The sequence below is a fragment of the Phyllobacterium calauticae genome, assembly GCF_019991125.1.
Lineage (GTDB): Bacteria > Pseudomonadota > Alphaproteobacteria > Rhizobiales > Rhizobiaceae > Phyllobacterium > Phyllobacterium calauticae.
In genome coordinates, this window is record NZ_JAGENB010000003.1 from 373683 (window position 1) to 399809 (window position 26127).

General features: G+C 59.2%; 30 protein-coding genes. 18 read left to right on the top strand and 12 right to left on the bottom strand.

Translation table 11 applies throughout. From position 1 onward, the window contains the following. Window positions 1–34 precede the first annotated feature (34 nt). From J1W56_RS13655 to J1W56_RS13665, 3 genes are read right to left on the bottom strand one after another with little or no spacing between them, the layout of a single operon-like run. The gene (locus J1W56_RS13655; protein ID WP_223613826.1) at window positions 35–667 is read right to left on the bottom strand and encodes a TPM domain-containing protein; all 633 of its coding nucleotides are present in this window, start codon (window positions 665–667) and stop codon (window positions 35–37) included. A gap of 8 nt (window positions 668–675) precedes the next feature. Further along, window positions 676–1491 (bottom strand): TPM domain-containing protein, encoded by an 816-nt coding sequence (locus J1W56_RS13660; protein WP_223614130.1) that lies wholly within the window; start codon window positions 1489–1491, stop codon window positions 676–678. A 60-nt stretch (window positions 1492–1551) separates the two neighbouring features. Further along, window positions 1552–2172 (bottom strand): LemA family protein, encoded by a 621-nt coding sequence (locus J1W56_RS13665; RefSeq protein WP_374042703.1) that lies wholly within the window; start codon window positions 2170–2172, stop codon window positions 1552–1554. Window positions 2173–2311: 139 nt separating this feature from the next. Between J1W56_RS13665 and J1W56_RS13670 the strand changes: the two genes are divergently transcribed. From J1W56_RS13670 to J1W56_RS13685, 4 genes are all read left to right on the top strand, one after another. Beyond that, window positions 2312–2572: a hypothetical protein gene (locus J1W56_RS13670; RefSeq protein WP_223613827.1), complete on the top strand. Its 261-nt coding sequence runs from the start codon at window positions 2312–2314 to the stop codon at window positions 2570–2572. A 47-nt stretch (window positions 2573–2619) separates the two neighbouring features. Then, window positions 2620–3504: a pyridoxal kinase PdxY gene (gene pdxY / locus J1W56_RS13675; RefSeq protein WP_223613828.1), complete on the top strand. Its 885-nt coding sequence runs from the start codon at window positions 2620–2622 to the stop codon at window positions 3502–3504. A gap of 146 nt (window positions 3505–3650) precedes the next feature. After that, window positions 3651–4319: a carbonic anhydrase gene (locus J1W56_RS13680; RefSeq protein ID WP_223613829.1), complete on the top strand. Its 669-nt coding sequence runs from the start codon at window positions 3651–3653 to the stop codon at window positions 4317–4319. 3 nt (window positions 4320–4322) lie between these two features. Then, on the top strand, window positions 4323–4733 hold the full coding sequence (locus J1W56_RS13685; RefSeq protein WP_223613830.1) for a Cif family virulence factor: 411 nt from the start codon (window positions 4323–4325) through the stop codon (window positions 4731–4733). A gap of 60 nt (window positions 4734–4793) precedes the next feature. Here the strand turns inward: J1W56_RS13685 and J1W56_RS13690 are convergent, their stop codons facing one another. After that, window positions 4794–5615 (bottom strand): lytic murein transglycosylase, encoded by an 822-nt coding sequence (locus J1W56_RS13690; protein ID WP_223613831.1) that lies wholly within the window; start codon window positions 5613–5615, stop codon window positions 4794–4796. Window positions 5616–5964: 349 nt separating this feature from the next. On the opposite strand from J1W56_RS13690, the gene J1W56_RS13695 reads away from it, so the two are divergent. The 5 genes from J1W56_RS13695 to rpsP all read left to right on the top strand — a co-directional run bounded on the left by J1W56_RS13695 (window position 5965) and on the right by rpsP (window position 9115). Then, a complete protein-coding gene (locus J1W56_RS13695; RefSeq protein ID WP_223613832.1) occupies window positions 5965–6240 on the top strand; it encodes a BrnT family toxin in 276 nt (91 codons plus the stop codon). Continuing rightward, entirely contained in the window at window positions 6233–6529 is a 297-nt protein-coding gene (locus J1W56_RS13700) for a BrnA antitoxin family protein (RefSeq protein ID WP_223613833.1), read from the top strand. Before J1W56_RS13695 ends, J1W56_RS13700 begins: the two co-directional genes overlap by 8 nt. Before the next feature lie 244 nt (window positions 6530–6773). Beyond that, window positions 6774–8345 carry a signal recognition particle protein gene (gene ffh, locus J1W56_RS13705; RefSeq protein ID WP_223613834.1) on the top strand — a complete coding sequence of 524 codons (1572 nt, stop codon included), beginning with the start codon at window positions 6774–6776 and terminating at the stop codon, window positions 8343–8345. 2 nt (window positions 8346–8347) lie between these two features. Further along, a complete protein-coding gene (locus J1W56_RS13710; RefSeq protein WP_223613835.1) occupies window positions 8348–8656 on the top strand; it encodes a chorismate mutase in 309 nt (102 codons plus the stop codon). A gap of 18 nt (window positions 8657–8674) precedes the next feature. Further along, window positions 8675–9115, top strand: a complete 441-nt coding sequence (gene rpsP / locus J1W56_RS13715) for a 30S ribosomal protein S16 (RefSeq protein WP_105734266.1) — start codon at window positions 8675–8677, stop codon at window positions 9113–9115. A gap of 57 nt (window positions 9116–9172) precedes the next feature. Here rpsP and J1W56_RS13720 read toward each other — a convergent pair whose 3' ends face one another. Continuing rightward, window positions 9173–9778, bottom strand: a complete 606-nt coding sequence (locus J1W56_RS13720; protein WP_223613836.1) for a TetR/AcrR family transcriptional regulator — start codon at window positions 9776–9778, stop codon at window positions 9173–9175. 99 nt (window positions 9779–9877) lie between these two features. Between J1W56_RS13720 and J1W56_RS13725 the strand changes: the two genes are divergently transcribed. Next, window positions 9878–10618: an SDR family oxidoreductase gene (locus J1W56_RS13725; RefSeq protein WP_223613837.1), complete on the top strand. Its 741-nt coding sequence runs from the start codon at window positions 9878–9880 to the stop codon at window positions 10616–10618. Window positions 10619–10658: 40 nt separating this feature from the next. Here J1W56_RS13725 and J1W56_RS13730 read toward each other — a convergent pair whose 3' ends face one another. Beyond that, the gene (locus J1W56_RS13730) at window positions 10659–11051 is read right to left on the bottom strand and encodes a DUF983 domain-containing protein (RefSeq protein ID WP_223613838.1); all 393 of its coding nucleotides are present in this window, start codon (window positions 11049–11051) and stop codon (window positions 10659–10661) included. 198 nt (window positions 11052–11249) lie between these two features. On the opposite strand from J1W56_RS13730, the gene J1W56_RS13735 reads away from it, so the two are divergent. Continuing rightward, complete coding sequence (locus tag J1W56_RS13735) at window positions 11250–12635, top strand: aminotransferase-like domain-containing protein (RefSeq protein ID WP_223613839.1); 1386 nt, start codon at window positions 11250–11252, stop codon at window positions 12633–12635. Here the strand turns inward: J1W56_RS13735 and J1W56_RS13740 are convergent. Together J1W56_RS13740 and J1W56_RS13745 are read right to left on the bottom strand one after the other, a co-directional pair. Further along, window positions 12632–13201, bottom strand: coding sequence for a methylated-DNA--[protein]-cysteine S-methyltransferase (locus tag J1W56_RS13740; protein WP_223613840.1), 570 nt, complete (start codon window positions 13199–13201; stop codon window positions 12632–12634). The two genes, J1W56_RS13735 and J1W56_RS13740, sit on opposite strands and share 4 nt — an antisense overlap. Before the next feature lie 28 nt (window positions 13202–13229). After that, entirely contained in the window at window positions 13230–14036 is an 807-nt protein-coding gene (locus J1W56_RS13745; protein WP_223613841.1) for a DeoR/GlpR family DNA-binding transcription regulator, read from the bottom strand. Window positions 14037–14211: 175 nt separating this feature from the next. Here J1W56_RS13745 and J1W56_RS13750 point away from each other — a divergent pair, with 175 nt between their 5' ends. The 6 genes from J1W56_RS13750 to ppa all read left to right on the top strand — a co-directional run bounded on the left by J1W56_RS13750 (window position 14212) and on the right by ppa (window position 22642). Further along, complete coding sequence (locus J1W56_RS13750) at window positions 14212–15108, top strand: phosphotransferase (protein WP_223613842.1); 897 nt, start codon at window positions 14212–14214, stop codon at window positions 15106–15108. Continuing rightward, window positions 15105–17546: a GcvT family protein gene (locus tag J1W56_RS13755; protein WP_223613843.1), complete on the top strand. Its 2442-nt coding sequence runs from the start codon at window positions 15105–15107 to the stop codon at window positions 17544–17546. The genes J1W56_RS13750 and J1W56_RS13755 overlap by 4 nt, the downstream gene beginning before the upstream one ends. A gap of 283 nt (window positions 17547–17829) precedes the next feature. After that, complete coding sequence (mgtE, locus tag J1W56_RS13760) at window positions 17830–19215, top strand: magnesium transporter (RefSeq protein ID WP_223613844.1); 1386 nt, start codon at window positions 17830–17832, stop codon at window positions 19213–19215. Between the two features lie 198 nt (window positions 19216–19413). After that, window positions 19414–21243: a translational GTPase TypA gene (gene typA, locus J1W56_RS13765; protein ID WP_223613845.1), complete on the top strand. Its 1830-nt coding sequence runs from the start codon at window positions 19414–19416 to the stop codon at window positions 21241–21243. 134 nt (window positions 21244–21377) lie between these two features. Next, window positions 21378–21884, top strand: a complete 507-nt coding sequence (locus J1W56_RS13770) for a GNAT family N-acetyltransferase (protein WP_223613846.1) — start codon at window positions 21378–21380, stop codon at window positions 21882–21884. Window positions 21885–22105: 221 nt separating this feature from the next. Continuing rightward, window positions 22106–22642 (top strand): inorganic diphosphatase, encoded by a 537-nt coding sequence (gene ppa / locus J1W56_RS13775; RefSeq protein ID WP_105734254.1) that lies wholly within the window; start codon window positions 22106–22108, stop codon window positions 22640–22642. A gap of 1 nt (window position 22643) precedes the next feature. On the opposite strand, the gene J1W56_RS13780 is transcribed toward ppa, so the two are convergent. Together J1W56_RS13780 and J1W56_RS13785 are read right to left on the bottom strand one after the other, a co-directional pair. Continuing rightward, window positions 22644–22967 carry a DUF167 family protein gene (locus J1W56_RS13780; RefSeq protein WP_223614132.1) on the bottom strand — a complete coding sequence of 108 codons (324 nt, stop codon included), beginning with the start codon at window positions 22965–22967 and terminating at the stop codon, window positions 22644–22646. Window positions 22968–22982: 15 nt separating this feature from the next. Next, window positions 22983–23273 (bottom strand): YggT family protein, encoded by a 291-nt coding sequence (locus J1W56_RS13785; RefSeq protein ID WP_223613847.1) that lies wholly within the window; start codon window positions 23271–23273, stop codon window positions 22983–22985. A 314-nt stretch (window positions 23274–23587) separates the two neighbouring features. Between J1W56_RS13785 and J1W56_RS13790 the strand changes: the two genes are divergently transcribed. Further along, window positions 23588–24829 (top strand): MFS transporter, encoded by a 1242-nt coding sequence (locus J1W56_RS13790; RefSeq protein ID WP_223613848.1) that lies wholly within the window; start codon window positions 23588–23590, stop codon window positions 24827–24829. A gap of 4 nt (window positions 24830–24833) precedes the next feature. On the opposite strand, the gene J1W56_RS13795 is transcribed toward J1W56_RS13790, so the two are convergent. Together J1W56_RS13795 and J1W56_RS13800 are read right to left on the bottom strand one after the other, a co-directional pair. Next, complete coding sequence (locus J1W56_RS13795; protein ID WP_223613849.1) at window positions 24834–25568, bottom strand: glutamine amidotransferase; 735 nt, start codon at window positions 25566–25568, stop codon at window positions 24834–24836. Between the two features lie 10 nt (window positions 25569–25578). Further along, a complete protein-coding gene (locus J1W56_RS13800; RefSeq protein WP_105734250.1) occupies window positions 25579–26055 on the bottom strand; it encodes a tellurite resistance TerB family protein in 477 nt (158 codons plus the stop codon). Between the last annotated feature and the right edge of the window lie 72 nt (window positions 26056–26127).

Below are 26127 nucleotides of genomic sequence, written 5' to 3' on the forward strand. Positions count from 1 at the left end.
GTCGGACGTAAAATTCGCATGACATTTGGACAGGCTACAGTTCCACCAGATGGTCATCGAGCTCGTTGACGTTGTCGGGACCTGCCGGAAAGTGTGTTTCAAGCAATTGCCCCGCATGCCGAATGGCCTTGAGAAAGCCGGAGGCATGATCATCCAGCGCCGCATGGTTTGTCAGGATTGCGACAATACCGTTCCATTCCTCCTGTGGCACACGCGCATTGATGCCCGCATCTGCCACGACTTCCGCATAGTGTTCGGCCAGGGACACGAAGAGCAGAATGCCGGTGCGCTTTTCCGTCAGGTGAACATTGCGCGCCAGGAATTGCTGAACCGCATTGAGGTGCGCGCGCTGATAGAGGATGCGCTTGGGCACGAACAGCATGCCAAGGCCCGGCACCAGCCGGATCAGCAGGATAGCGGTGAGAAACGCTGCGAGAATGGCCAGACCGAACAGCGGCAGTGAAATCGTGAACCAGTACCAGTGTGCCGCCAGTGCAACCACGACGGCTGCAATGAGGATGGCAACGGTGACCACAAAACCGGCGACGAAGAAATAGCTGTCGCTGCGGCGGGCGAGCACCGCGTAGATTTCGCCACTTGTCCGGCTTTCCGCATCACGGATCGCCTCGGCAATGCGGGCGTGATCCTCGTCGCTCATCATTGACATGCTCTCTCCTACCAACTTCCCGAAGCGCCGCCGCCGCCCGACGAACCGCCGCCGCCGGAAAAGCCGCCGCCACCGCCACCGCCGGAAGACCAACCGCCACCACCCGATGACCATCCTCCACCGGAACCGCCGCCCGAGGAGGATCGTGTATCGATGGTCATGCCAAGCCATTTGTAACGACCGGGCCCGATCTTCTGGCCGAAAACCGAAGCCATGATCGCCATGCCGAAACCACCGAAGAAGATCAGCACCCAGATCGAGATGAAAATCACCCCGAACCAGTCGATGTTGGAGGACTCCTTCTGGATATTCCGCTTGGCCCGTGCCTGGAGTTCGGCTGAATCGCCGGAGAGCACGGTCAGTATATCGTCGACCCCGCGCGCTATGCCGCCGGAATAGTCGCCCGAACGGAAGCCCGGAATAATGGCGTTCTCGATGATCAGCCTGGACAACAGATCCGTCAGCGTTCCTTCCAGCCCATAACCGACCTCGATACGCACCTTGCGGTCACTGGGAGCAACGACCAGGAGGACACCGTTGTTTTCCTGCTTCTGGCCAAGCGTCCAGGCGCGATAAAGCCTGTTGGAATAGGGCTCGATCGCCTCTCCATCAAGGCTTGGAACCGTCACGACGACGACCTGGTCGGATGACTTCGCCTCGAATGCCGCCAGCTTCTGGGTAATGGCATCCCGCGTTGCCGCATCGATGACATTTGCGCCGTCGACCACGCGTCCCGTCAGGGCTGGCAGCGCAGCCGCAAAGGCGCCGCCCAGCAACAGCCCAAGCAGAACCGGAATCAACAGCAGACCATGCGAAATCCGCATCAAGATGGGACGTCGCATCGTATTGACCGCGCTTTGGCGCATGGTGCGCATTCTGAAAGCCTAGAATTTGACTTGAGGCGTCTGCTTGGCGGAATCGTCGATGGTGAAGGTTTGATAGGGCTGGCTGCCGGTGTACCAGATCCACGTCCAGATGATCGTCGGCATGGTTCTCAGCGAGGTGTTATAAACGCGCACCGCCTCGATATAATCACGGCGGGCAACGGCTATGCGGTTTTCCGTGCCTTCCAGCTGCGATTGCAATGCCAGGAAGTTCTGGTTGGATTTGAGGTCGGGATAGTTTTCGACAACCGCCAGAAGCCGCGACAGGGCACCGGTGAGATTGGCCTGATTGTCCTGGAACGCCTTGAAGGCATTGGGGTCCTTCAGCGTATCGGGTGTCACCTGCACCGACGTTGCCTTGGCGCGTGCCTCGACCACGGATGTCAACACGTCCTTTTCCTGAGCCGCATAACCTTTGACGGTTTCGACCAGATTCGGGATCAGGTCCGCACGGCGCTGATACTGGTTGAGCACCTCGCTCCATGCGGCCTTGGCCTGCTCTTCATTGGTTGGAATCGTATTGAAGCCGCATGCGGAAAGCAGCGGCATGAGGATGGCAAGCGCAAGAACCGAAAAAACATTGCGTGGCAAAAAGCCGGACGACGACGCCATTTTCTGCATAAAACCCTCTCCTCAACACTCATTTTCCTGACCGGTTGGCCGTTTTGGAACGAAGCAGGCCGAGCGTAGCCATTTTTTGCTGCAAAAGGAACTGGCAAAGCGCTATGCTGCCTTGCAACAGGGATCAAGCGGAATCGCCATGGCTGCCAATGACAAAGAACGTCAGACTGTAACAGAATCGGCGCGGATTCTGGAACGCGTCAACCACGAGTCCAATGCCGGCAGCGGAACCGTGATCGACCGCACCGTTGCCAGAACCAAGGGGCATTTCACCGCGCAAGATGCCGATGCCAGCGATCCGATAGAAATCTGGGGGACACGCATCGGCCGGTTTCTGGGATTGCTTGTATTGCTCGCCATGTTTATCTGGTTGATCAGTTCTGTTACCGGCAAAAGCTGAGTCTGCGCACTCATCCCGCTTTTCCGAACTCCTTTACGAGTATTCCCATGACCGGTTCTGTTGCTCCCTCCTCCAATGCAGTCATCGTCATTTCAAGCCACGTGGTGCGCGGTTCCGTTGGCAACCGTGCTGCGGTGTTTGCGCTTGAGACTCTCGGACATCCGGTCTGGGCAGTACCCACGGTCGTCTTGCCATGGCATCCCGGGCACGGGCCAGCCAAGCGCATTGTGCCGGAACCCCAGCAGTTCGACGATCTGATCGCCGATCTGGAGCGCGCGCCGTGGTTGGGCGAAGTGCGCGCCATCATGACCGGGTATCTCGGCAATGCCGCACAGGCGGCATCCGTCGCCCGCCTCGTCAAGAAGGTCAAAAGCCAGAACAAGGATGTGCTTTACCTCTGCGATCCCGTGATCGGCGACACGAAAGGCCTTTATGTTCCCGAAGCCACGGCCATCGGTATTCGCGATGAGCTGATGCCTCTCGCCGATATCTCCACGCCCAACCGTTTCGAATTGGCCTGGCTCGCCGGAGCCGACCTTCCCGACAACAAGTCGATCATGCAGGCGGCGCTGCATGCCGGTCCCGGCACGATGCTGGTAACCTCGGCCCATCCGATGCTGGCTGGCGGCACGGGCAATCTTCTGGTCACCCATTCCTTCGCCATGCTGGCAGAGCACCGCCTTGTCACCGGCCCGACGAACGGGCTCGGCGACCTGACGTCGGCACTCTTCCTGGCGCGCATGCTGGCTGGCCTCGACCACGAGCAGATTTTGCAGCGGACCACCGCGTCGGTCTTTGAGATCATGGCGCGTTCGGCCAAGCGCGGCGCCGACGAATTGATGCTGGAAGCGGATGCTTCCAGCCTGTCCAGTCCGATGGCGATGATCCAGATGCGCCGCCTTACGCACCCGAGCAAAGGCATCCGGGCCTGACCTGCGCCGTTTCGACACGGGGCGTGGTTCCGCAATTCCGGTGACATGCCGTGAAATGGCCCTATTCTGGGGTCTCGCATTTCAGCATTGCGTCTACCGACACAAGACCAATTGATCTTCCCTTCAATCGGGATTAATGCACCATCATGACCATGCTTCCTGAGAGACTGCTCACCGGTTATCGCACCTTCATGGCGCAGCGTTATGCCAATGAAACCCTGCGCTACCGCCAATTGGCCGAACAAGGCCAGACCCCTGAAACGCTGGTAATCGCCTGCTGCGACTCCCGCGCCGCCCCCGAAATCATTTTCGACACCAGCCCCGGCGAGATTTTCGTCATCCGCAATGTCGCCAATCTGGTGCCGCCCTATGAGCCGGACGGCGAGTACCACGCGACGTCGGCCGCGCTCGAATTTGCCGTGCAAAGCCTCAAGGTGAAAAATATCGTCGTTCTGGGGCATGGCCGTTGCGGCGGCATCAAGGCGGCGCTCGATACGGAAAGCAAGCCGCTTTCACCCGGTGACTTCATCGGCAAATGGATGAGCCTCGTGGCCCCCGCCGCCGAAGCGGTCGCCGCCAACGAGCTGATGACCCCGTTCGAACGCCAGACCGCGCTGGAGCGCATTTCCATCCGTTACTCCCTAAGGAACCTGCGCAGCTTTCCCTGTGTCGATATCCTGGAAAAGAAGGGACGCCTCACCCTGCATGGTGCCTGGTTCGATATCTCGACCGGTGAGCTTTGGGTGATGAACCCTGAAACCGGGGATTTCCTGCGCCCGGACCCTGAACTGGTCGACCTGCAGCCGGGACAGTAGCCCATGCGGAAACTGGTGATCGCCGTCGCGCTGCTTTTCAGCCTCGTGGTGCCTTCGCTTGCCGAGGATGCACCAGAGATTCTTGTCGAGCGCTGGTACAAGGCGCTTGCAACGGTTGACCGGGCCGAATTCGCCGATCTTCTGACGGATGATGCAACAATTGTGCTGGAAGACCAGGAAGTCGAGCTGAACAAAAGCGAATTCCTTGCTTCGCTCACCGAATGGGAGAGTGCGGCAAAAGACACCAAGGTGAAGCATCGGCTTGAGGGGATGGAGAACGGCAGGATGACCATGCTCGTCTGCTACGAATTCCCCGAAAACACCACCTATACACGCGAGATATTCAGCTTCCGCGATGGCAAGATCAGCGCCAGTGCCCAAGGCGCCATCGGCGAGACCTGTGAAGGCTTCTAAAAACAAAAGGCCGGTGCGAACACACCGGCCTCTTGAACGTGATAGAGCGGAAGGAAGGCCTTATTTGCCGTCGATCTGCGCACCCATGATCGCAATCGCCTGCTGGTAAACCGTGGCAGCATTCCAACCCTGAATCGCTGCGAAATTCGGCTCGCCCTGCTGATAGCCGGCGCCCCGCTGCCAGCCATGACCAACCAGGAAATTTGCAGTGGATGCCAGGGCATCGGCCTTGGAGCGCACCATGTCGATGTGACCGCTGCTATCACCATCAACACCGTACTTCAGCACGTTGGCGGGCATGAACTGGGTCTGGCCGATTTCGCCGTGCAAAGCACCGCGCGCATCAGGTGCCAGATCACCATGATCGATCAGCTTCAAAGCCGCATAAAGCTGCTGGCGGAAGTAGTCGCTGCGACGGCAGTCATAAGCAAGCGTCGATACGGCGGACAGTGTGTGCTGGTCACCCATATAGGCGCCAAAGCCCGTTTCCATGCCCCAGATGGCAATGATCGGGCCGGCTGGCACGCCATAACGCTTTTCGATGCTGGCAAAGAGCGCCGCATTCTGCGCCTTCTGCTTCTTGCCGCGCGAGACGATGGTCTGGCCGCCGCGAACCTGCAGGAACTTTTCGAGCGAGTACTTGAAGCTCTTCTGATTGCGATCCAGCGCGATCGTCTTCGTGGAATAGGTCACGTTGTTGAGCGCGGTAAGGCCTTTGCTGCCGATCCCTTGCGACTGGGCTTCCTGCTTGAACTGCTGAACCCATGCCGGAAATCCGGCGGAGTTGTTGCCGCACTGGGCGGCGGCCTGCGCTGCACCCGCAGTCAGAAAAACCGCTGCGGCGACTCCTGCAAAAAACCTGGCTTTGGCAACAAATGCCATGGAAATCTCCTTAAAAGTTGAATCTTCTTTGAACCTATCTGCCATTTTTCTGATCCGCTGTCATCTGGCAGAATCCGGCGACATTTGGCGAAACCGCGCCAATTCCGTTTATTTTGACCCGGTTTCGGGCTTTTGACGCTACTCGAAGGCATTTTGAAGACCGTGAGCGAGCCCAGAAGCACTGGACTCGTCACAACCTAGAATTGCTACATACAACCTGATTCGGCGGCCGGCTTTAGACGTATTGATAAGCAGCATCGCTCCGCTTTCATTGTAAAATGGCTGCAATTTTCCGGCCGAGCCGTTTATATTTTTGTATATACATTAATTATTGACCGCAGCGGTTTTCATGCGTAAATTCGAATGGAATGACGAAAAGGCCAGGAGCAATTTGCGCAAGCATGGCGTGGATTTCGAACTTGCAAAGCGATTTCAGTTCAGCACGGCTTTGGAAAGCTTGGACGATCGGGAAAACTACGCAGAAGAGCGAATCGTGGCGATAGGCTTCATCGGACATACCCTTTTTACGCTTGTTTATACCGAACGTGGTGACCAGATCAGAGTTATCTCCTTGCGTCGATCGACAACCACCGAGATCAAAAGATATGCAAACGAATATGACTGAGAAACAACGCGCCGCACACAGAGCACGCATTCAAGCGGCTTTGGATAAGATTACTCCCGAAGAAGATGCCGCGCTGACCAAGGCTGCGCTGGAGGATCCCGATACAGTTCTCGTTACCGAATTGAGCGGGCGCAAGCCCGGCAGGCCGGTCGCGGAGACAACCAAGACGCCGGTTTCCATCCGTCTCAGCCCCGATGTGCTCGATTATTTCCGTTCCGGAGGTCCCGGCTGGCAGAGCCGCATCGACGAGGCCTTGCGCGAAGCGGCAGGATTGAAAAAACGCGCCTAATGCCCTTGTCTTGACTTTGAGCCGCATTTCCTGTTTAAGCCGCCCATCAATCCGCGACGAGTTCCAAACTCCGAGCAGCCGACCGGGACCCCGCAAGGGTTCGACGATCCCGGAGGTCAACACCCGACAGCGCGATGCGCCCTCGGGTGCAATTTTGCTTTGAGCCGCATTTTAACTATGGGCTTTGGCGCGGAGGATGCTTACCTCTCGGGGAAACGGTTCCCGGAAGGATAAAGGAAAACGGATGTTTGAGAGCTTACAGGAACGACTAGGTTCGATTTTGAATGGCCTGACCGGCCGTGGCGCGTTGTCGGATGCCGACGTCGCGGCGGCTTTGCGCGAAGTGCGCCGGGCCCTCATCGAAGCTGACGTTGCCCTCGATGTTGTCCGCTCATTCACGGACAAGGTTCGCGCCAAGGCGGTTGGTGCCGAAGTCCTGAAAAGTATCAAGCCGGGCCAGATGGTCGTCAAGATCGTCCATGACGAACTCGTCGACATGCTCGGCGCCGAAGGCGTCACTATCGATCTCAATGCCCCGGCGCCGGTCGTCATCATGATGGTCGGCCTGCAGGGCTCCGGTAAAACCACAACCACCGGCAAGATCGGCAAGCGCCTGACCGAACGGTCGAAGAAGAAGGTGCTGCTGGCGTCGCTCGACACGCGCCGTCCGGCCGCCCAGGAACAGTTGCGCCAGCTAGGCGTGCAGACCGGCGTCGACACGCTGCCGATCATCGCCGGCCAGACACCGGTCGAGATCGCCGCGCGCGCCGTGCAGGCTGCCAAGCTCGGCGGCCATGACGTCGTCATTCTCGATACTGCGGGCCGCACGCATATTGACGAGCCGCTGATGGTCGAAATGGCCGACATCAGGAAGAAGGCCAATCCGCACGAAATCCTGCTCGTCGCCGATGCCCTGACCGGTCAGGACGCCGTCAACCTCGCCCGTTCCTTTGACGAACGTGTCGGCATCACCGGTCTCGTCCTGACGCGCATGGATGGTGACGGCCGCGGCGGCGCCGCGCTTTCGATGCGCGCCGTCACCGGCAAGCCGATCAAGCTGATTGCCACCGGCGAAAAAATGGATGCGCTGGAGGAATTCTACCCCCGCCGTATCGCCGACCGCATTCTCGGCATGGGCGACATCGTTTCGCTGGTCGAGAAGGCAGCAGAAAACATCGATGCGGAAAAAGCCGCAGCGATGGCCAAGAAGATGCAATCCGGCAAGTTCGATCTCAACGATCTGGCAGACCAGATCGGCCAGATGCAGAAGCTTGGCGGCATGGGCGGCATCATGGGCATGATGCCAGGTATGGGCAAGATGAAGGATCAGATGGCCGCAGCCGGCCTCGATGATTCCATCTTCAAGCGCCAGCTCGCGATCATTTCCTCCATGACTGCGGCCGAGCGCACCAATCCGGATTTGCTCAAACATTCGCGCAAGCAGCGCATCGCCAAGGGCTCCGGCACCAATGCCGCCGACATCAACAAGCTTCTCAAAATGCACCGCCAGATGGCGGATATGATGAAGGCGATGGGCGGCAAGGGCAAAGGCGGCATCATGAAACAGATGATGGGCGGTCTTGGTGCCAAGATGGGTCTCGGCGGCATGGGTGGTATGGGCGGCATGCCTGACCTCTCAAAGATGGATCCGAAACAGCTTGAGGCCTTGCAGAAGCAGGCGGAAGCCGCAGGCTTCGGCAAGGGTGGTGGTCTTCCCGGTCTTCCGGGTGGCCTCGGTGGTGGTTTGGGCGGCGGCCTCCCGCGCTTGCCCGGCCTTGGTGGCGGGCTTCCCGGCCTGCCGAAGAAGAAGGGATAATCATGACGTCTTCCTCTCTGCCAAAAGAATTGCTCGAACTGCGTGCCTCCATCGACAACATCGATGCGGCGCTGATCCACATGCTGGCGGAACGTTTCCGCTGCACCAAAGCCGTGGGTGTGCTGAAGGCCAAAAACGGCCTCGCAGCCGCTGATCCCGCGCGCGAAAAACAACAGGTCGAACGTCTGCGCGCCCTCGCCCAGTCGGCCGACCTCGACCCGGATTTTGCCGAGAAGTTTCTCAACTTCATCGTCAAGGAAGTGATCAGACATCACGAAACAACTGCGGCCAAAGAAAACGCCGCGAACTAACCAACAGGAGAATACCCTATGTCACTGAAAATCCGCCTGGCACGTGCCGGCTCCAAGAAGCGCCCTTACTACCACATCGTCATTGCTGACGTTCGTGCACCACGCGATGGCCGTTTCATCGAAACGGTTGGCGCATGGAACCCGATGCTTCCCAAGGACGGCGATCGCGTCAAGCTCGACGCTGACCGCATCCAGCATTGGATCGGCCACGGCGCGCAGCCAACCGACCGCGTTCTGCGCTTCCTCGATCAGGCTGGCATTGCCAAGCGCGACACGCGCAGCAACCCTGAAAAGGGTCTTCCGGGCAAGAAGGCTCAGGAACGCGTTGCCATGGCCAAGCAGGCCGAAGAAGACGCGAAGGCAAAGATTGCCGCTGAAGCTGAAGCCGCAAAGGCCGCTGAAGAAGCCGCCAAGGCCGCTGCCGAAGCACCGGCTGAAGAAGCTGCTGCCAGCGAGTAAGCTTTACTGCATCGCCAAGACTGCAAAGCGGGTGGCTCACGGTCGCCCGTTTTTGTTTTACCCGGCAGTCAGCCCCTCCCAGGCTGCCATAGCCGCATAAGCAGTTTTCACCAGCTGATCCAGCGTTGCCCCGTCGCGGGCGGTGATCGACATCCCATGCTGTACGGTGGCGTAGAACTCGGCGATCTGCTGCAGATCGGCCTTTGGGGAAAGCTCACCTTCGCGCACCCCGCGTTCCAGCCGCTCGCGCAGAAGCACTACATTCTCGAGGCGGCGTTCGCGCAAGAGAGAACACGGTGTGTCCGCACCCTCCTCACCATGCAACGCCCCCAACACGACCATGCATCCATGCGGCTGGCCAGGATGCGTGTGCGAAATTGCGGTTTGCTTGAGAAAATCGGCAATACCTTCCTTTGCCGTCGCCGCTGTCGGCAAAGCGTTCTTGATACGCCGCCCCACCTGATTCGTGTAAAGTTCCACCGCCGCCCTGAACAGGCCAGCCTTGCTGCCGAAAGCCGCGTAAAGGCTTGGTGCATTGATCTGCATGGCCTCCGTCAGATCGCTCATGGAAGCGCTGTCATAGCCTTTCTGCCAGAAAACGCGCATCGCGCGTTCCAGTGCGGCATCACGGTCAAAGGCGCGGGGCCGGCCCTTCGGCAACATGGCAATCTCCTTTTGTAACAATCAATACATAAATCGCTTGACGCTTCGGTGCAAGAGTGGCAGTTATTTATGTATCAATCATTACATAAAGGAAAATCGATGTCTCGCCTCTCTCCTAAAGTCGCCTTCATCACCGGCGGAAGCCGCGGTATCGGCGCAGCCATTGCCCTCAAACTAGCCGAAGACGGTGCCGATATCGCCATCACCTACACCAGCGCCCCGGACAAGGCGGACGCGACGGTCAAGGCCATCGAGAAGCTTGGACGCCGGGCAATCGCCATCAAGGCGGACAATCTCGATGCGAAGGCTGTTGAGACTGCGGTGCATGAAGCCCACGCCAGACTTGGGCGGCTGGACATTCTTGTGAACAGCGCCGGGGTCTATACGATGGACACTGTCGATAAACTGGAACTGGAAGAATTCGACCGGGTGATGTCGATTCATGTCCGCGCGAGTTTTGTGGCGGCAAAGGCAGCCGCAGCATTCATGCCTGCTGGCGGACGCATCATCAGCATCGGCAGCAACCTGGCTGAAATCGTTCCCTTCCCGGGTCTGATTGCCTATTCAACCAGCAAGGCTGCTCTGATCGGCCTGACCAAGGCACTGGCGCGCGATCTCGGACCGCGGGAGATTACCGCCAACATCGTCCATCCCGGCTCGACGGATACCGATATGAATCCTGCCGATGGCGATCATGCCGAAGGCCAGCGCGCCCGCATGGCCATTCCGCGCTTCGGCGAAGCCAAGGACATCGCCGGTCTGGTGGCATTTCTTGCCGGCGAGGAAGGCCGTTTCATCAACGGCACGTCGCTGACAATCGACGGGGGCGCCAACACCTGATCGATGGGAGCGGCCCCGGCCTACTTTGCCTGGGCCGTTCTTACTGCTCGCCCTTGCGCACCAGGCGGCCTTCTTCGGCCTTGTGGAAGAATTGCGAACATACCAGCCAGCCCTTCAGCGGCCGCAGCAGGATAAGGCTGCCGAACAGGGTCAGGGGCAGTGTGGTGAACAGATGCACCCAGATTGAGACTTCGTAGGTCGTCTGCAGCCAGAGCGCGAACAGCATGGCTGGAACAGCCACGATGGTCATGGCAAAAAACGCCGGACCGTCGGCCGGATCGGCGAAGGCATAGTCGAGCCCGCAAACCTCGCAGGAGGGAGCAAGCTTGAGAAATCCGTGGAACAGCCGCCCCTGTTGACATTGCGGACAGCGGCCGAGAATGCCGGTCTTCATCGGATTGTCGGTCGGGTGGTAGTGGCCTGTCTGTGACATGGCTGATGCCTTTCGAGTGAAGCCTCATTGTATGCTATTCTTTATAAATACACATACAATCAGCATACTATCTGAGAGAAATATACGGATTGTATGCGGATAAACAAGCATGACGCTTTGTCACACGGAAGATTTGTCCTTGTCTCAATGGCAGATCATGGGTAATTGTATGGCTTAAGCCCATACAAAGAGTCCATCATGACCATCTGGAAACCCCGTATCGCCGCCAGTTCCCGCTACAAGCATCAGGGGATTGTCGATGCGCTGGTCGCAGACATTGGTTCCGGCATCCTCAAACCCGGCGATGCGCTGCCGCCGCAGCGCGCGATTGCAAAAGAGCTTGGAATCGATCTGACCACAGTCACACGGGCGATGACCGAAGCGCGCCGCCTCGACCTCATTGAAGCGAAAGTCGGTTCAGGCACGATCATAAAGGGTGCCCTGACACCGCCGGTCCAGGGCATGGCGTCGCTTCTGACGGATCTCGACCTCACCATGATCATTCCGCCGCAGCCCCCGGAAGCGGATCTCCACAGTCACTTGATCCACGGTGTCAGTCATGTGCTCAACGGCGCTTCAAGCCATTTTCTCAGCTACCAGGAAAGCACCGGGACGGAAGCGGCGCGGGCCGCCGGGACAAAATGGCTGGCACCGCGTTTTGGCGCAGCCCCGTCGGCCGACCGGCTGCTGGTCGCAGGCGGAGCCCAAAGCGCGCTCTTTGCCATTTGCAGTCTTCTGGCCGGGCGCGGCTCCATCTGCACCGGAACTCTCACCTATCCCGGCCTGAAATCCGTGTGCTCGGCGCTCGATATTCCCCTGCACCCGCTCGCCACGGACAGGAACGGTATTATTCCCGATGTGTTCGAGAGTTGCTGCAGAACCCTGAAACCGAAGGCTATCTACCTCTGCCCGTCCATCGACAATCCGACGACAGTGACAATGCCGCTTTCGCGCCGGCAGATAATCGTCAGCATTGCCCAGCGCAATGACGTGATGATCATCGAGGATGACCCGTATGCGGAACTTCTCGATGCGTCGCTGCCGGCCATCGCCTCGATAGCGCCCGACATCACCTGGCACATCGCCACGCTGTCGAAATGTGTCACGCCGGCGTTGCGTGTCGCCTATGTGGTCTGCCCTTCCGCGCTGGATGTGCTGAAACTCGCATCCAGCCTGCGCGCCAGCAACCCCACCGCATCGCCACTGCTGATGGCCATCGCCACCGCCTGGATCAATGACGGCAGTCTTTACGGGATCGCCGCGGCCATTCGTGAGGAAAGCAGCGCCCGGCAGGCAATCGCACGGAAAGTGCTGAAGGACTGGCATTTTGCCGCCCATCCCGCCGGGCATCACCTGTGGCTCGATGTGCCGGTTCAGTGGAGTGCTGCGGAATTCTCCGCATTGGCCCGCCGGTCCGGCATTGGCATCGTCCCCGCTTCGGCCTTCAGCATAGCACCCACCCACCCCGAAGCGGTGCGATTGTCACTGGGCGCAGCGCCGAACAGGCCGAGACTGGAGCAGGCACTGGTCCTGCTCGACCGGCTGCTGCACGAGCCGCGTTTCGCAACCGGAATCCTTGTTTAAAGAAAGCTTCCCTGCGCCGTGATCGGGTGAAACACCGTTTGTCCGGATGTCTGGGCCGCCATCCGATGTTCGAGATCGAGAAGGAAGCGTTTGCGCGGCTGGCCGCCGCCATAGCCGGTCAGCGATCCGTCCGCGCCAATGATCCGGTGACAGGGAACGACAACGGCGATGCGGTTCTGCCCGTTTGCTCCTCCCACAGCCCGGCTCGAATTCGGCCTGCCAAGCGCCTGCGCCATGCCGCCATAGGTCCGCGTTTCGCCGTAGGGAATGGCGAGAAGCATCGACCATATCGTACGCTGAAACGGTGTGGCAGGCAAAAACAGCGGCGTCTCGAACCGCGTGAGCACGCCGTTGAAATAGGCGGTCATTTCCCCGTCGATCTGATCGAGATAGCGATGCTCGCCCGGTATGATCGTGTAGCGATAGCGCTGCTCCAGCTCGTTGAGCTCCGCGGGTAGCGCCGGCCGGTCGGCGAATTCCAGCAGAGACAGCCCCTCATCATTCGCCATGGCTATCATGGGGCCGATGGGTGTCTGTATATGCCTGTAGCGCAGGGTCTTTGTCACGATCCTCTCCCGACTCACCCGGGTGATTTTATCCGCCCGCGACTTGACCGCCACCCGTTTCTTGCCGAGCGCCTTCACCGACGATGTTGACCTTGGCTCCGGCCCGGCCAAGCTCCTGCAGAATATCGGCGGGCGGGGATGTTTCCGTCACCAGCTCGTCGAAACCGGTGAAATCGCAGACCTGAACGAGACCATGCCGGCCGAACTTGGAAGCGTCGGTTACCACAACCGAACGTCCGCCGCGCGACAGGACCATACGCGCGAACTCGGCCTCCTCCAGATTATAGTCCATCAACCCGTGCGTCGCGTCGATAGCGCCGATGGAGATGATCGCATGGGCAACGTTGAACCGGCTGACAAAGTCGATGGCAAAAGCACCGAACGCCGCTCCGTTGTCGCTGCGCAATTCGCCTCCCGCCATGAACACCTTGTTGCCGTTGACGGTCGCCAGCGTCCGGGCAATGTCGGATGAATTGGTCACGACCGTCAGGTTACGGTGGTGCAGGAGTTCGCGCGCCAGAAAGCTGGTGGTCGTCCCCGTATCGAGCATGATCGAATCTCCGCTGCGGATCGTGCCCGCCACATGCCGGGCAATTGCCCGTTTGGCGCTGGCGTTCTCCCGCATGCGCCGCTCGAACGGTGCTTCCCCCAGATGCTGCGGCAATCCCACGGCGCCGTGGGTGCGCACGATCACCCCTTCATCCGTCAGGGGTTTGACGTCGCGTCGGATCGTTTCAAGCGAGACACCCAGTCTTTGTGCGAGATCCGCAATCGAGATTGTGCCCTCGTCCTGCAGCACTCTGGCAATCTCGCCACGCCGTTTGGAACTCATCAAACACCTCTTCAATCCCGCAAGTTCACGAGCCCTTCGATAGTAATACCACATAAATCTTATAAAGCAGTCATAAAAACCACAAAATCTCACAAATCTGGATTGACAACGCCAGACATGCGGATGAGATTTGCTGCATTGAGCGCCCAATCCGGGCCCTTGTTTTCTGGATTGCCCCATGCCGCAGACCCAGACCAGTGAAGCTCGAATTGCTGCCTTGCCGCTTTGGCATGGCAACATCCGGATATCGATGCTCAAGGGCGGGATCAGCAATGAGAGCTATGTCGTCGAGGATGACACCCGCAAATATGTGGTGCGCTTCGGCAAGGATTATCCCTTCCACCATGTCTTCCGTGACCGCGAAGCGATGACGGCAAAGGCGGCCCATCGCGCCGGTTTCGCGCCGGAACTGTTTCATGCGGATGACGGCATCATGGTATCGGCGTTTCTCGGGGCGAAAACCTACGATTCCCAGGACGTGCGCACCAACATTGTGGGTGTTGCAGAGCTGATCCGACGGTTTCACACGGCAATGCCGGAGCACGTCACCGGCCCCGCTTTCATGTTCTGGGTGTTCCACGTGATCCGCGATTATGCCCGCACCCTCAAGGACGGCAGAAGCCGCATGGCCGGCCACCTGGACGACTACCTCGCCATAGCCACGGAGATGGAGGCGGCACAGATGCCCTTGCCGATCATCTTCAGCCACAATGACCTTTTGCCCGCCAATATCCTCGATGACGGCAAACGCCTCTGGCTGATCGACTTCGAATATGCCGGATTTTCCACGGCCATGTTCGATCTCGCCGGCATCGCCTCCAATGCGGGCCTGAGCGACGACGAATCGGAAGTGCTTCTCACCGCCTATTTCGGGGCTGCGCCGGATGACGCGCTGAAACGTGCCCATGCCGCCATGCAATGTGCCTCGCTGCTGCGCGAGGCGATGTGGGCGATGGTATCGGAATTGTATCTCAACGCACCCGGCGTCGATTACGTCGCCTATACCCACGAAAATCTGGAGCGGCTGGATCAGGCGCTCGACCGGTTTCGAACCACCTATGGAAACAAATCATGACCCTGCCCAGTCACGCCCAGATCATCGTCATCGGCGGCGGCATCATCGGCTGCTCCACCGCCTATCATCTCGCCAAAGATCACAAGGCCGATGTCGTTCTGCTCGAACAGGGGCAACTGACATCAGGCTCCACCTGGCACGCGGCAGGCCTGGTCGGTCAGTTGCGCTCCTCCGCATCGATCACGCGCGTCCTGAAATACTCCGTCGATCTCTATAAGCGCCTCGACGAAGAAACCGGTCTGGCAACGGGCTGGAAAATGACCGGCTGCCTGCGCCTTGCCACCAATCCGGACCGGTGGACCGAGTTCCGCCGGCTGGCGACGACCGCCGGCAGCTTCGGCATGGAGATGCACCTGCTTTCGCCTGGGGAGGTCAAGGCCATATGGCCGCTGATGCGGGTCGACGATCTGGTCGGCGCAAGCTGGCTGCCGACAGACGGACAGGCAAGCCCGTCCGACATCACCCAGTCGCTGGCGCGCGGCGCCCGCATGAACGGCGCGAAACTCATCGAAAACATCCGCGTGACCGGATTCGAGATGGACGGCGAACGCATCGTCAAGGTCAAGACGGATCAGGGTGATATCGCCTGTGAAAAGGTGGTCAACTGTGCCGGGCAATGGGCACGCCAGGTCGGGGCGATGGCAGGGATCAATGTGCCGCTGCAGCCCGTCAAGCACCAATACATCATCACGGAAAAGATCGATGGCCTGTCCTCCAACGCGCCGACAATCCGCGATCCCGATCGGCGCACCTATTTCAAGGAGGAGGTGGGTGGGCTGGTCATGGGCGGCTATGAGCCCAATCCGCAGGGCTGGGTGACCGGCGATGTGCCGGAGGACTGGCAGTTCCGCCTGTTCGACGACGATTTCGATCATTTCGAGCAGCATATGCTGCAGGCCATCGAACGCATTCCGGCGCTCGAAACCGTCGGCGTCAAACAGATGATCAATGGCCCCGAGAGTTTCACGCCGGACGGCAATTTCATCCTTGGCCGGGCTCCGGAATGCTCCAACATGTTCGTCGGCGCAGGCTTCAACGCCTTCGGCATCGCCTCGGGCGGCGGTGCCGGTTGGGTCCTCGCGCAGTGGGTCATCGATGGCGAAGCGCCTCTCGATCTGTGGACCGTCGACATCAGGCGCTTTTCCAATCTGCATCGCGACCGTGAATGGGTCCGGGACCGCACGCTGGAGGCCTATGGCAAGCATTACACGATCGGCTTCCCGCACGAGGAATACACGTCCGGGCGGCCAGCCATCGTCTCGCCGCTCTACAAGCGCCTGCAGGAGCATGGCGCGGTCTTTGGTTCAAAGCTTGGATGGGAGCGACCCAACTGGTTTGCCCCGGTGGGAACAGAGCCCGTTGATATCTATTCCATGGGCCGGCAGAACTGGTTTGACCAGGTCGGCAAGGAACATGCGCTGGTGCGTGAAAACGTCGGTATTTTCGACCAGTCGTCATTTGCCAAATATGAACTGACGGGCAAGGACGCGTTAAAGGCACTGGACTACATCTGCGCCAATGATGTCGCCAAGCCTGTCGGGCGCCTGACCTATACACAGCTTCTCAACACGCGCGGCGGCATTGAGTGTGATCTCACGGTCGCGCGGCTTGCCGAAGACAAGTTCTATATCGTCACTGGCACCGGTTTCCGCACCCATGACTTTGCCTGGATCAGGGAGCATATCGGCGACGGGCTGGACGCGCGCCTCACCGATATCACCGAGCATTTCGGCACGCTTTCCCTGATGGGGCCGAAGGCGCGGGATGTTCTCGCCCGTGTCGCGGATACCGATGTTGGCAACAGCGCCTTCCCCTTCGGTCATGTCAGGGAAATCACCATTGCCGGAGCAACGGTCCGCGCCCTGCGTGTCACCTATGTCGGCGAACTCGGCTGGGAACTGCACATCCCGATTGCCGCGACCGGCGCCGTCTTCGATGCCCTGATGCAGGCCGGTGCCGATTTCGGTATCAAGCCGGTCGGATACCGGGCATTGGAATCCCTGCGGCTGGAAAAGGGTTACCGTGCCTGGGGCGCCGACATCACGCCCAATGACGCGCCTTTCGAGGCGGGACTGGGCTGGGCCGTCAAACTGCGCAAGGATACGGAATTTCTCGGCCGGAAGGCCAGCGAGGCCATTCAGGCAGCACCACTCAAAAAGCGCTTCGTCGGCTTTACCGTCGCGAGCGAGGACGTGGTTCTCCTCGGGCGCGAAACAATCCTGCGCAACGGCGAGGCGGTCGGGTACCTGACCAGCGGCGGCTTTGGCTATACGCTCGGCAAGCCCATCGGCTTCGGCTATGTGCGCCATGCCGAGGGTGTCACGGATGGCTTTCTGACCGGGGGAACCTATGAACTTGTCGTCGCCAATGAGCGCTTTCCCGCCGCGATCCATCTCGAGCCACTCTATGATCCGCACAACGCAAAAGTAAAGGCGTGAAGCGTCCGGCGCCCCGTCAGGCAAGCCCGCTGAAACAGCAGCAAATCAACGCCCTGCGGCATAATTTCCGGGGGGTTGACTTTCCCCGTAGAGGGGACCAAATGGCAGCACGCAGCTGATATATTTTCAACCGCGTATCACCAAACCGGAGTCTATCTCTTATGCCCAGCGACGACAGTTACAGTCGATTGTTTGCGCCGTCATCGGCGATCGTGGCCTGATTCCAAGAGATCAGCTCGCCCCGATCAGCCATGACGGCGGATCGACGGAAAGGCGAGCTAAAATGAACGACCTTCGCTTAAACCAGGATGCAGCCAATGCTGATTTGGCAACGGCATCCAATGTGGCTGAACAGCTTGCGTCCATGCAGGCTGCTGATGCTGTCGAATTGCTCAATGAGCTCGATGTCGAGGATGCAGTCGGCATTCTGGCAGAAATGCCGCGGGATCACGCGGTTCTGATTCTGGATCAGCCGGAACTCCATTCGTCCGCCGAGATTATCACCGCGCTTCCCCCCGTCATTGCGCGGGAATTGCTCGATGCCATGTCGGCAGACCGCGTGACGGATATTTTCCAGCAGTTCGACGATGAAACCCGCATTCGTCTTGCCGCCAGCCTCGGCCAGGAAACCAAGGCAGCACTGCGCAAGCTCCTGCATTACCCGCCCCATACGGCCGGCAGCCTGATGACGACGGAATTCGTCAGCGTTCCCGCCAACTGGAGCGTCGCTGCAACGCTTCAGCACATTCGTGAGGTGGAACGCTCGCGCGAAACGATCTATGCGATCTATGTGACCGATCCGAAGACCAAGGGTCTGCAGCGCGCCGTCGCCTTGCGCCGCCTGATCACCAGCGAACCGAACGACTCCATCATGAGCGTCGGCCGCGACGTGGCACCGGTCACGGTTGGCCCGCTCACCGATCAGGAAGACGTGGCCCGGCTGTTCCGCAAGCACGATCTGCTCGCTGTTCCCGTGGTGAATGACGACAATCACATCATCGGCATCGTGACCGTCGATGATGTGATCGACGCCATGACCCAGGAAATGACCGAGGATACCCTGAAATTCGGTGGTATGGAGGCGCTCAACAAGCCCTACATGCAGATCGGGTTCGTCCAGATGCTGCGCAAGCGCGCCGGCTGGCTTGGCGTGCTGTTTCTCAGCGAAATGCTGACGGCCAGCGCCATGCAGTATTTCGAGGGCGAACTGGAAAAGGCCGTGGTTCTCACCCTGTTCATTCCTTTGATCATGAGTTCGGGCGGCAATTCCGGCTCCCAGGCCACATCCCTGCTGATCCGGGCTCTGGCATTGCAGGAACTGCGCCTGAAGGATTGGTGGCGCGTTGCGCTGCGGGAACTGCCGACCGGCCTGGCGCTTGGGTCTTTCCTCGGCCTGATCGGCGTTGTCCGCATCACCACATGGCAGATGGCCGGCCTTTACAATTACGGCCCGCACTGGATGCTAATTGCAGCGACAGTCGGCGCCGCCCTGATCGGCATCGTAACCTTCGGTTCGCTTGTCGGCTCCATGCTGCCCTTCATCCTGCAGAAAATCGGGTTCGACCCTGCCAGTGCCTCCGCACCCTTCGTGGCCACGCTGGTCGATGTGACCGGGTTGGTGATCTATTTCTCGATTGCGCTGGTCTTTCTTTCCGGCACCCTTCTTTGACCAATCGCGCGGCAAATTCCCGGATTTGCCGCGCGCGGGACCGCCCGAGAACCGTTACATCCGCATAGCTGTAATGCAGACAGCGGCCATCCAAACGCGCATCCCCCCTTTCGCATTTGCGAAAAAACATGTAAGGAGCGCGCAAATGCAAAGCGGCGCCAGCATGTGTGCGTCCTCAATCCTCCAAAAGAGAAACTCATGAAACTGCGCAACATCGCGATCATCGCACACGTTGACCATGGCAAAACCACGCTTGTCGACGAACTTCTGAAACAGTCCGGCAATTTCCGTGACAACCAGCGCGTTGCCGAACGCATGATGGATTCGAACGACATCGAAAAGGAACGCGGGATCACCATTCTCGCCAAGGCCACTTCGGTTGTCTGGAAGGACGCACGCATCAACATCGTCGATACGCCCGGCCACGCCGACTTCGGCGGCGAAGTCGAACGTATCCTCAGCATGGTGGACGGCGCGATCGTTCTCGTTGACGCGGCCGAAGGCCCGATGCCGCAGACCAAGTTCGTGGTCGGCAAGGCTCTCAAGGTTGGCCTGCGCCCGATCGTTGCGATCAACAAGATCGACCGCCCGGATGCGCGTTACGAGGAAGTCGTCAACGAGGTCTTTGATCTCTTTGCCGCTCTGGATGCCACCGACGAGCAGCTCGACTTCCCGATCCTCTACGGTTCAGGCCGCAATGGCTGGATGGCACGCAACCCGGAAGGTCCGCAGGACCAGGGTCTGTCCGCCCTCTTCGACATGGTTCTCGAACATGTGCCAGCGCCAACCGTCGGCGAAGGCCCGTTCAAGATGATCGGCACGATTCTCGAAGCCGATCCTTTCCTTGGCCGCATCATCACCGGCCGCATCCATTCCGGCACGGTCAAGTCGAACCAGCAGGTCAAGGTACTGCACGGCGACGGCACCCAGCTTGAAACCGGCCGCATCTCCAAGATCCTCGCATTCCGCGGTCTTGAGCGCCAGCCGATCGACGAAGCCCATGCGGGCGACATCGTGGCCATTGCCGGCCTGCAGAAGGGCACGGTTGCCGATACATTCTGCGCGACGGAAGTTACCGAGCCCCTGCATGCCCAGCCGATCGATCCGCCGACAGTGACCATGTCGTTCATCGTCAACGATTCTCCGCTGGCCGGCACCGAAGGCGACAAGGTCACCAGCCGCGTCATCCGCGACCGCCTCCTCAAGGAAGCTGAAGGCAATGTTGCACTGAAGGTCGAGGAATCCGGCGACAAGGATTCGTTCTTCGTATCGGGCCGCGGCGAATTGCAGCTCGCCGTTCTCATCGAGAATATGCGCCGCGAAGGTTTCGAGCTTGGCGTATCGCGTCCGCGCGTCGTCATGCAGAAGGACGAGAACGGCAACTTGCTCGAGCCCATCGAGGAAGTGCTGATCGACGTCGACGAGGAATATTCCGGCACGGTCGTGCAGAAGATGTCCGAGCGCAAGGCCGAAATGGTCGAACTGCGTCCATCCGGCGGCAATCGCGTCCGCATGGTTTTCTACGCACCGACCCGCGGCCTCATCGGTTATCAGTCGGAACTTCTGACCGATACACGCGGTACGGCGATCATGAACCGCCTGTTCCGCGCCTATGAGCCCTTCAAAGGCGAAATCTCCGGTCGCAACAACGGCGTTCTGATCTCCAACGACCAGGGTGAATCCGTTGCCTTCGCCATGTGGAACCTTGAAGATCGCGGCCCGATGGTTATCGAAGCCGGCGTCAAGGTCTATGCCGGCATGATCATCGGCATCCACTCGCGCGACAACGACCTGGAAGTGAACGTGCTCAAGGGCAAGAAGCTCACCAACATCCGCGCTGCCGGCAAGGATGAAGCCGTCAAGCTGACACCACCGATCCGCATGACGCTGGAACGCGCCCTGTCGTGGATTCAGGATGACGAATTGGTGGAAGTCACGCCGAAGTCCATCCGCCTGCGCAAGCTCTACCTCGATCCAAACGAACGCAAGCGTTTTGAAAAGAGCAACAAGACAGCCGGCGCCGCATAAGGCGAAGATGTGACGGCTTAACAATCGGAGAAAGCGGCGATTTTCGCCGCTTTTTCTTTTTGGTGCACGACACGAAAAATCGTTTTGAAAGCCAGTTGCGAAATCCCAGCGCCCGGGTCTATGGTTAAGAAATCATGAACACCCATGTGACCGAGATCAGACGTGCAGAACTGGCCGATGCGGGCGCAATTTCCGCCGTGCATCTGGCTGCCTGGCAAGGTGCCTATACGGGTATCATTCCACATCGTTCGCTCAATACAATGCTGCATCGCCGCGGTGCCGACTGGTGGGCAAGAGCCATTCGCCGCTCCACGCAAATTCTCGTCGCCGACATTGGCGGCGTTGTCGCCGGCTATGCCACGCTGGGCCCCAACCGGGCGCGGCAGCTGCCGCAGAAAGGCGAAGTCTATGAACTCTACATCCGTCCCGAGTATCAGGGACTGGGTCTGGGGACGCGGCTCCTGGGCGCCTCGCGCCGCAGCCTCATCGATCAGGGGCTGAAGGGCATGGTCGTCTGGGCGCTCGAGGACAATGATCTTGCGGTCAGCTTCTATGCCAGCGCAGGCGGCAAGGATGTGGCCGAAGGCGTCGAATGTTTCGAAGGCAAGACACTGAAGAAAATCGCCTTCGTCTGGAATTGATCACCGGAAATGCTTTCCCCCACCCGCGAAGCGGCGGGTCATCCCGTCATTTCGAAGCGCACTATTTGTTGTGCTGTCTGCCGCTTCGTGGCCTTGCCAGCGCTTATTTCGGTCAATTCGGCCTGCTCCCGCGTTTTCGGGACGTAGATATGCGATGCAATTCTTGCGCCAGGCCGTAAAAATCTTTACAGCACTCCCAAACCAACAAGGACTCTGAAAATATGCGCATTGATGCCATTTCGGTCGGCAATAATCCTCCTGAAGATGTCAACGTAATCATCGAGGTTCCAGTCGGCGGCCAGCCGATCAAATACGAACTCGACAAGGATTCCGGCGCCCTGTTTGTCGACCGGTTCCTGCACACCCCGATGACCTATCCCGGCAATTACGGTTTCGTGCCGCACACCCTGTCGGATGATGGCGATCCGATTGACGTTCTGATCTGCAACACCCGCGCCCTGATGCCCACGAGCGTGATCAACGTGCGCCCCATTGGTGTTCTGGTTATGGAAGACAACAAGGGCCAGGATGAAAAGATCATCGCCGTGCCGTCGCCGCACCTGACACTGCGTTACGAGAAGGTCCACAACTACACGGACCTGCCCGACATCACCCTGAAGCAGATCCAGCATTTCTTCGAACACTACAAGGATCTGGAACCCGGCAAGTGGGTGAAGATCGGTGACTGGGGCGATGAAGATGCGGCCCGCAAGCTGATCACCGAAGCCATCGAGCGTCACAACGCCAAGAAGGCCTGATTTATTCCTCGGGCGATCCAAGTGCGGCCAGCTTCATTGCCAGCGCCTGCGGATCGCCCGAAATCTTTACCTGCTTCAGCCGCGATGTGGCGCCTGCGCCAATGGAAACATCCCGTGCTGCAATGCCAAGCCATTTTGCCAGCAGCTTTTCCAGCGCCGCATTGGCCTTTCCATCTTCCGGTACCGCCCGCACGCGCGCTTTCAGATGCGCTCTGCCGTCATCCGTTGCTTCAACACCTTCCACCGCGTCTTTGGCTGACTTTGGCGTCAACCGGACAAAGAGCGTGACGCCATCGCGCTCTTTGCGAAAGAAGCCCGCGCGCAAAGCCAAGGCGCTGACTTAAAGCAGCGCTGGCGCAATCGTCGTTGCGAGAAACCGCTGAAGGAAGAAAATGATCAGCAGGAGGATGATGGGCGAGATATCGATGCCGCCCAGATCCGGAATGAACCTGCGTATGGGGCGCAGCGCTGGTTCCGTCACGCGATACAGAAACTCACCAATCGAAGCGACAAAGTGATTGCTTGAGTTGATCACGTTGAACGCATGGAGCCATGAGAAAATTGCGCTGGCAATGATGACGTAGGAATAGAGCGTTAGCGCCAGATTGATGGTTTCGAGAAGGGCGAGCATGGGTTTCTCCTGATAATAACGACATGTAGCGATTGGCGTGCTTTCGAGCAAGAGGCAGCTGCTCTCTTGGAGTTGCGTTTGGTCTTGCTGTCCCAACCATGGCTGACGCCGGCAGCGCTGTTGTCCGGCAATCACCCGGAAGGGTATTCCCGGCAAGGACTGAATTCTCAATCCCCCCAAGCGTGATTTCGGGCCGGTTGATCCGGCGCATTTTTTCGCCCTGCTCAAACGATATAATAATTCATATTTATTGATCCCCCTTCGGCCGGATTTGTTCTAGAAGAGGTTTCCAGATTCCGGAGCCTTTCATCGCAATGTCCCTCTCAGAAACGAACGCGGCGCATGATCGCTATGCCGCCTTTCGCCATTCATCCTTCACACGATACTGGCTGGCGCGCTTCTTCGGCTCCTTTGCCATCCAGATCATCAGCGTGTCCGTCGGCTGGCAGATTTACGATCTGACGCGCGATCCCTTTGATCTCGGCCTCGTCGGGCTCGTCCAGTTCGCCCCCTCACTGCTGCTGGTTCTCGTCACCGGTGCCGCCGCAGACCGGTTTGGCCGCCGCTTCATCATGGGGCTTGCACTGGGTGCGGAAGTGATCTGCGCCGCGCTGCTGTTGCTGCTGACCCTCACCCACACGTTCACCCCGCTCACCGTCTTTGCCATTCTCGCCGGCTTCGGCGTGGGGCGCGCTTTTCTTGGACCGGCTTCCGCCTCACTGGTCGTCAATCTGGTGCCAACCGAAGTATTTTCGAACGCCGTATCGTGGAACTCCTCCGCCTGGCAGATCGCCACGATTGTGGGCCCTGTGGCAGGCGGCCTGCTCTACGGCCTGTCGCCCGCCATCGCCTACGGCATAGCGACGGTCCTGCTGGCTGCCGCCACGATCTGCATTTTCTCCATCCCCAAACCCGCCCAGCATACGCTTACCGAGAAAAAATCGCTTCAGACGCTGCTGGCAGGCTTTCACTACATCTGGAAAGAGAAAGTCGTTCTCGGCGCGATTTCGCTCGATCTGTTTGCCGTCCTGCTCGGCGGCGCCGTAGCGCTCCTGCCGGTCTATGCCCGGGATATCCTGCAGCTCGGCCCCTGGGGGCTTGGAATGCTGCGGGCAGCGCCAGGCATCGGTGCCATTCTGACTGCGCTCTGGCTGGCCGGCCATCCCATTCGCGACCATGCCGGCATGATCATGTTCCTGTTTGTCGCGCTGTTCGGCTTGCTCACCGTCATGTTCGGCATATCCAACCTCGCATGGCTCTCCATCGCCCTGCTGGCCCTGATGGGCGCGGCTGACATGATCAGCGTCTATATCCGGGAAACCCTCCTGCAACTCTGGACACCAGACCACGTCCGCGGCCGCGTCAATGCGGTCAACATGGTCTTTGTCGGCGCGTCGAATGAGTTGGGTGAGTTCCGCGCCGGTATCATGGCATCGCTGATCGGCACCATCCCTGCCGTCGTCTTCGGCGGTGTCGGTACGATTGCCGTCGCGGGCCTGTGGGCTTACCGGTTCCCGCAATTGCGCAAGGCACGCAACCTGCAGGGCCGGACATAGACGGCTAAGCCGGAACCGGCGCGCCGAAGATCGTGCCAAGAAAACGCTGGAGCCAGGCTTTCAGCACCGCGTCATAGACCAGTCGGCCTTCCAGATGCTGGCGGCCGTGCTGGGCATTGTTCATGGTGAAGCGTTCCGAGCCGCGCACCACCCAGCGCTGCATCATGGCGCGGGTCAATTCCGCGTGAAACTGCACCCCCCAGGCATTTTCGCCATAGCGAAACGCCTGGTTGTGATAGGCCTTGGCCGTTGCCAGAAGCGTGGCGCTGCGCGGCAGGTCAAAGCCCTCGCGGTGAAAATGATACACCATGGGCGGCCACTCCATCAGAGCCTTGCCGGCCTCAGTGGCTTCGAGTTCATACCAGCCGATTTCCACCAGTCCTTCCGGATGCGGACCGACCGTGCCTCCAAGATGCTTGGCGAGCATCTGCGCACCAAGACAAATGCCAAGAAAGGGCTTGTTTTCCGCAAGCGGCACGGACAGCCAGTCGGTTTCCCGGTCAACGAATTCATCGGGGTCATTGGCGCTCATGGGGCCGCCAAAGATGACAGCGCCCGCATGGTCCTCCAGCGTCTCGGGCAGCTCATCGCCAAGCGGCGGGCGGCGAATATCCAGATCAAAGCCGGATTGCAGCAGCAGCTGGCCGACGCGACCGGGACTTGAACGTTCCTGATGCAGTACCGTGAGGATTTTCGGGCGCTTCACTTGCCTGTTCTCCATCCAGTCTGTCTGGAACATGCTTCTGATCCTATTCCTCTTGCACCGCCTGTTTGGCGCGCAGGGCTGCCTTCTGCTTCATCGTGACCCGGTCACGGGACGAGACTCCGATCAGTTCCGCAACCCGCCAGACAACATTTTCTTCCAGCTCATGCGCAGAGCCGTCGGCGAAAACCACGTCCCACATCAGTTCAATGAAGTGAATTCGCGCCGCTTCGTCAAGATTGCGTTTGAGCACACTGGTAAAGCTGTAGAGATCGACGGCTTCCTGATCCGCCTGCTCACTGTCCTCGAGCAGACGCTTCAAGGCTTCGCCTTTGAGCCCGTAGGCTTCGGAAATCAGCTGTGACAGGCGCTTGCGTTCCACCTTGCGCCGCTCGCCATCCGCATCCATGACATGAAACATCAGCGCGGCCGCCGCAAGGCGCGGATCATTCCTGGAAAAATGGCCTTTCCCGCTTTCGCCTGAAGGCAAAGCTTTGAAGAAGGTGACAAGGCGGTCCAGCATCAATACGGATCTCTCAACGTTGTTATCAATGAGCCGAATCAACTGATAGCTTGGCTGACACGGCCCTGCCAT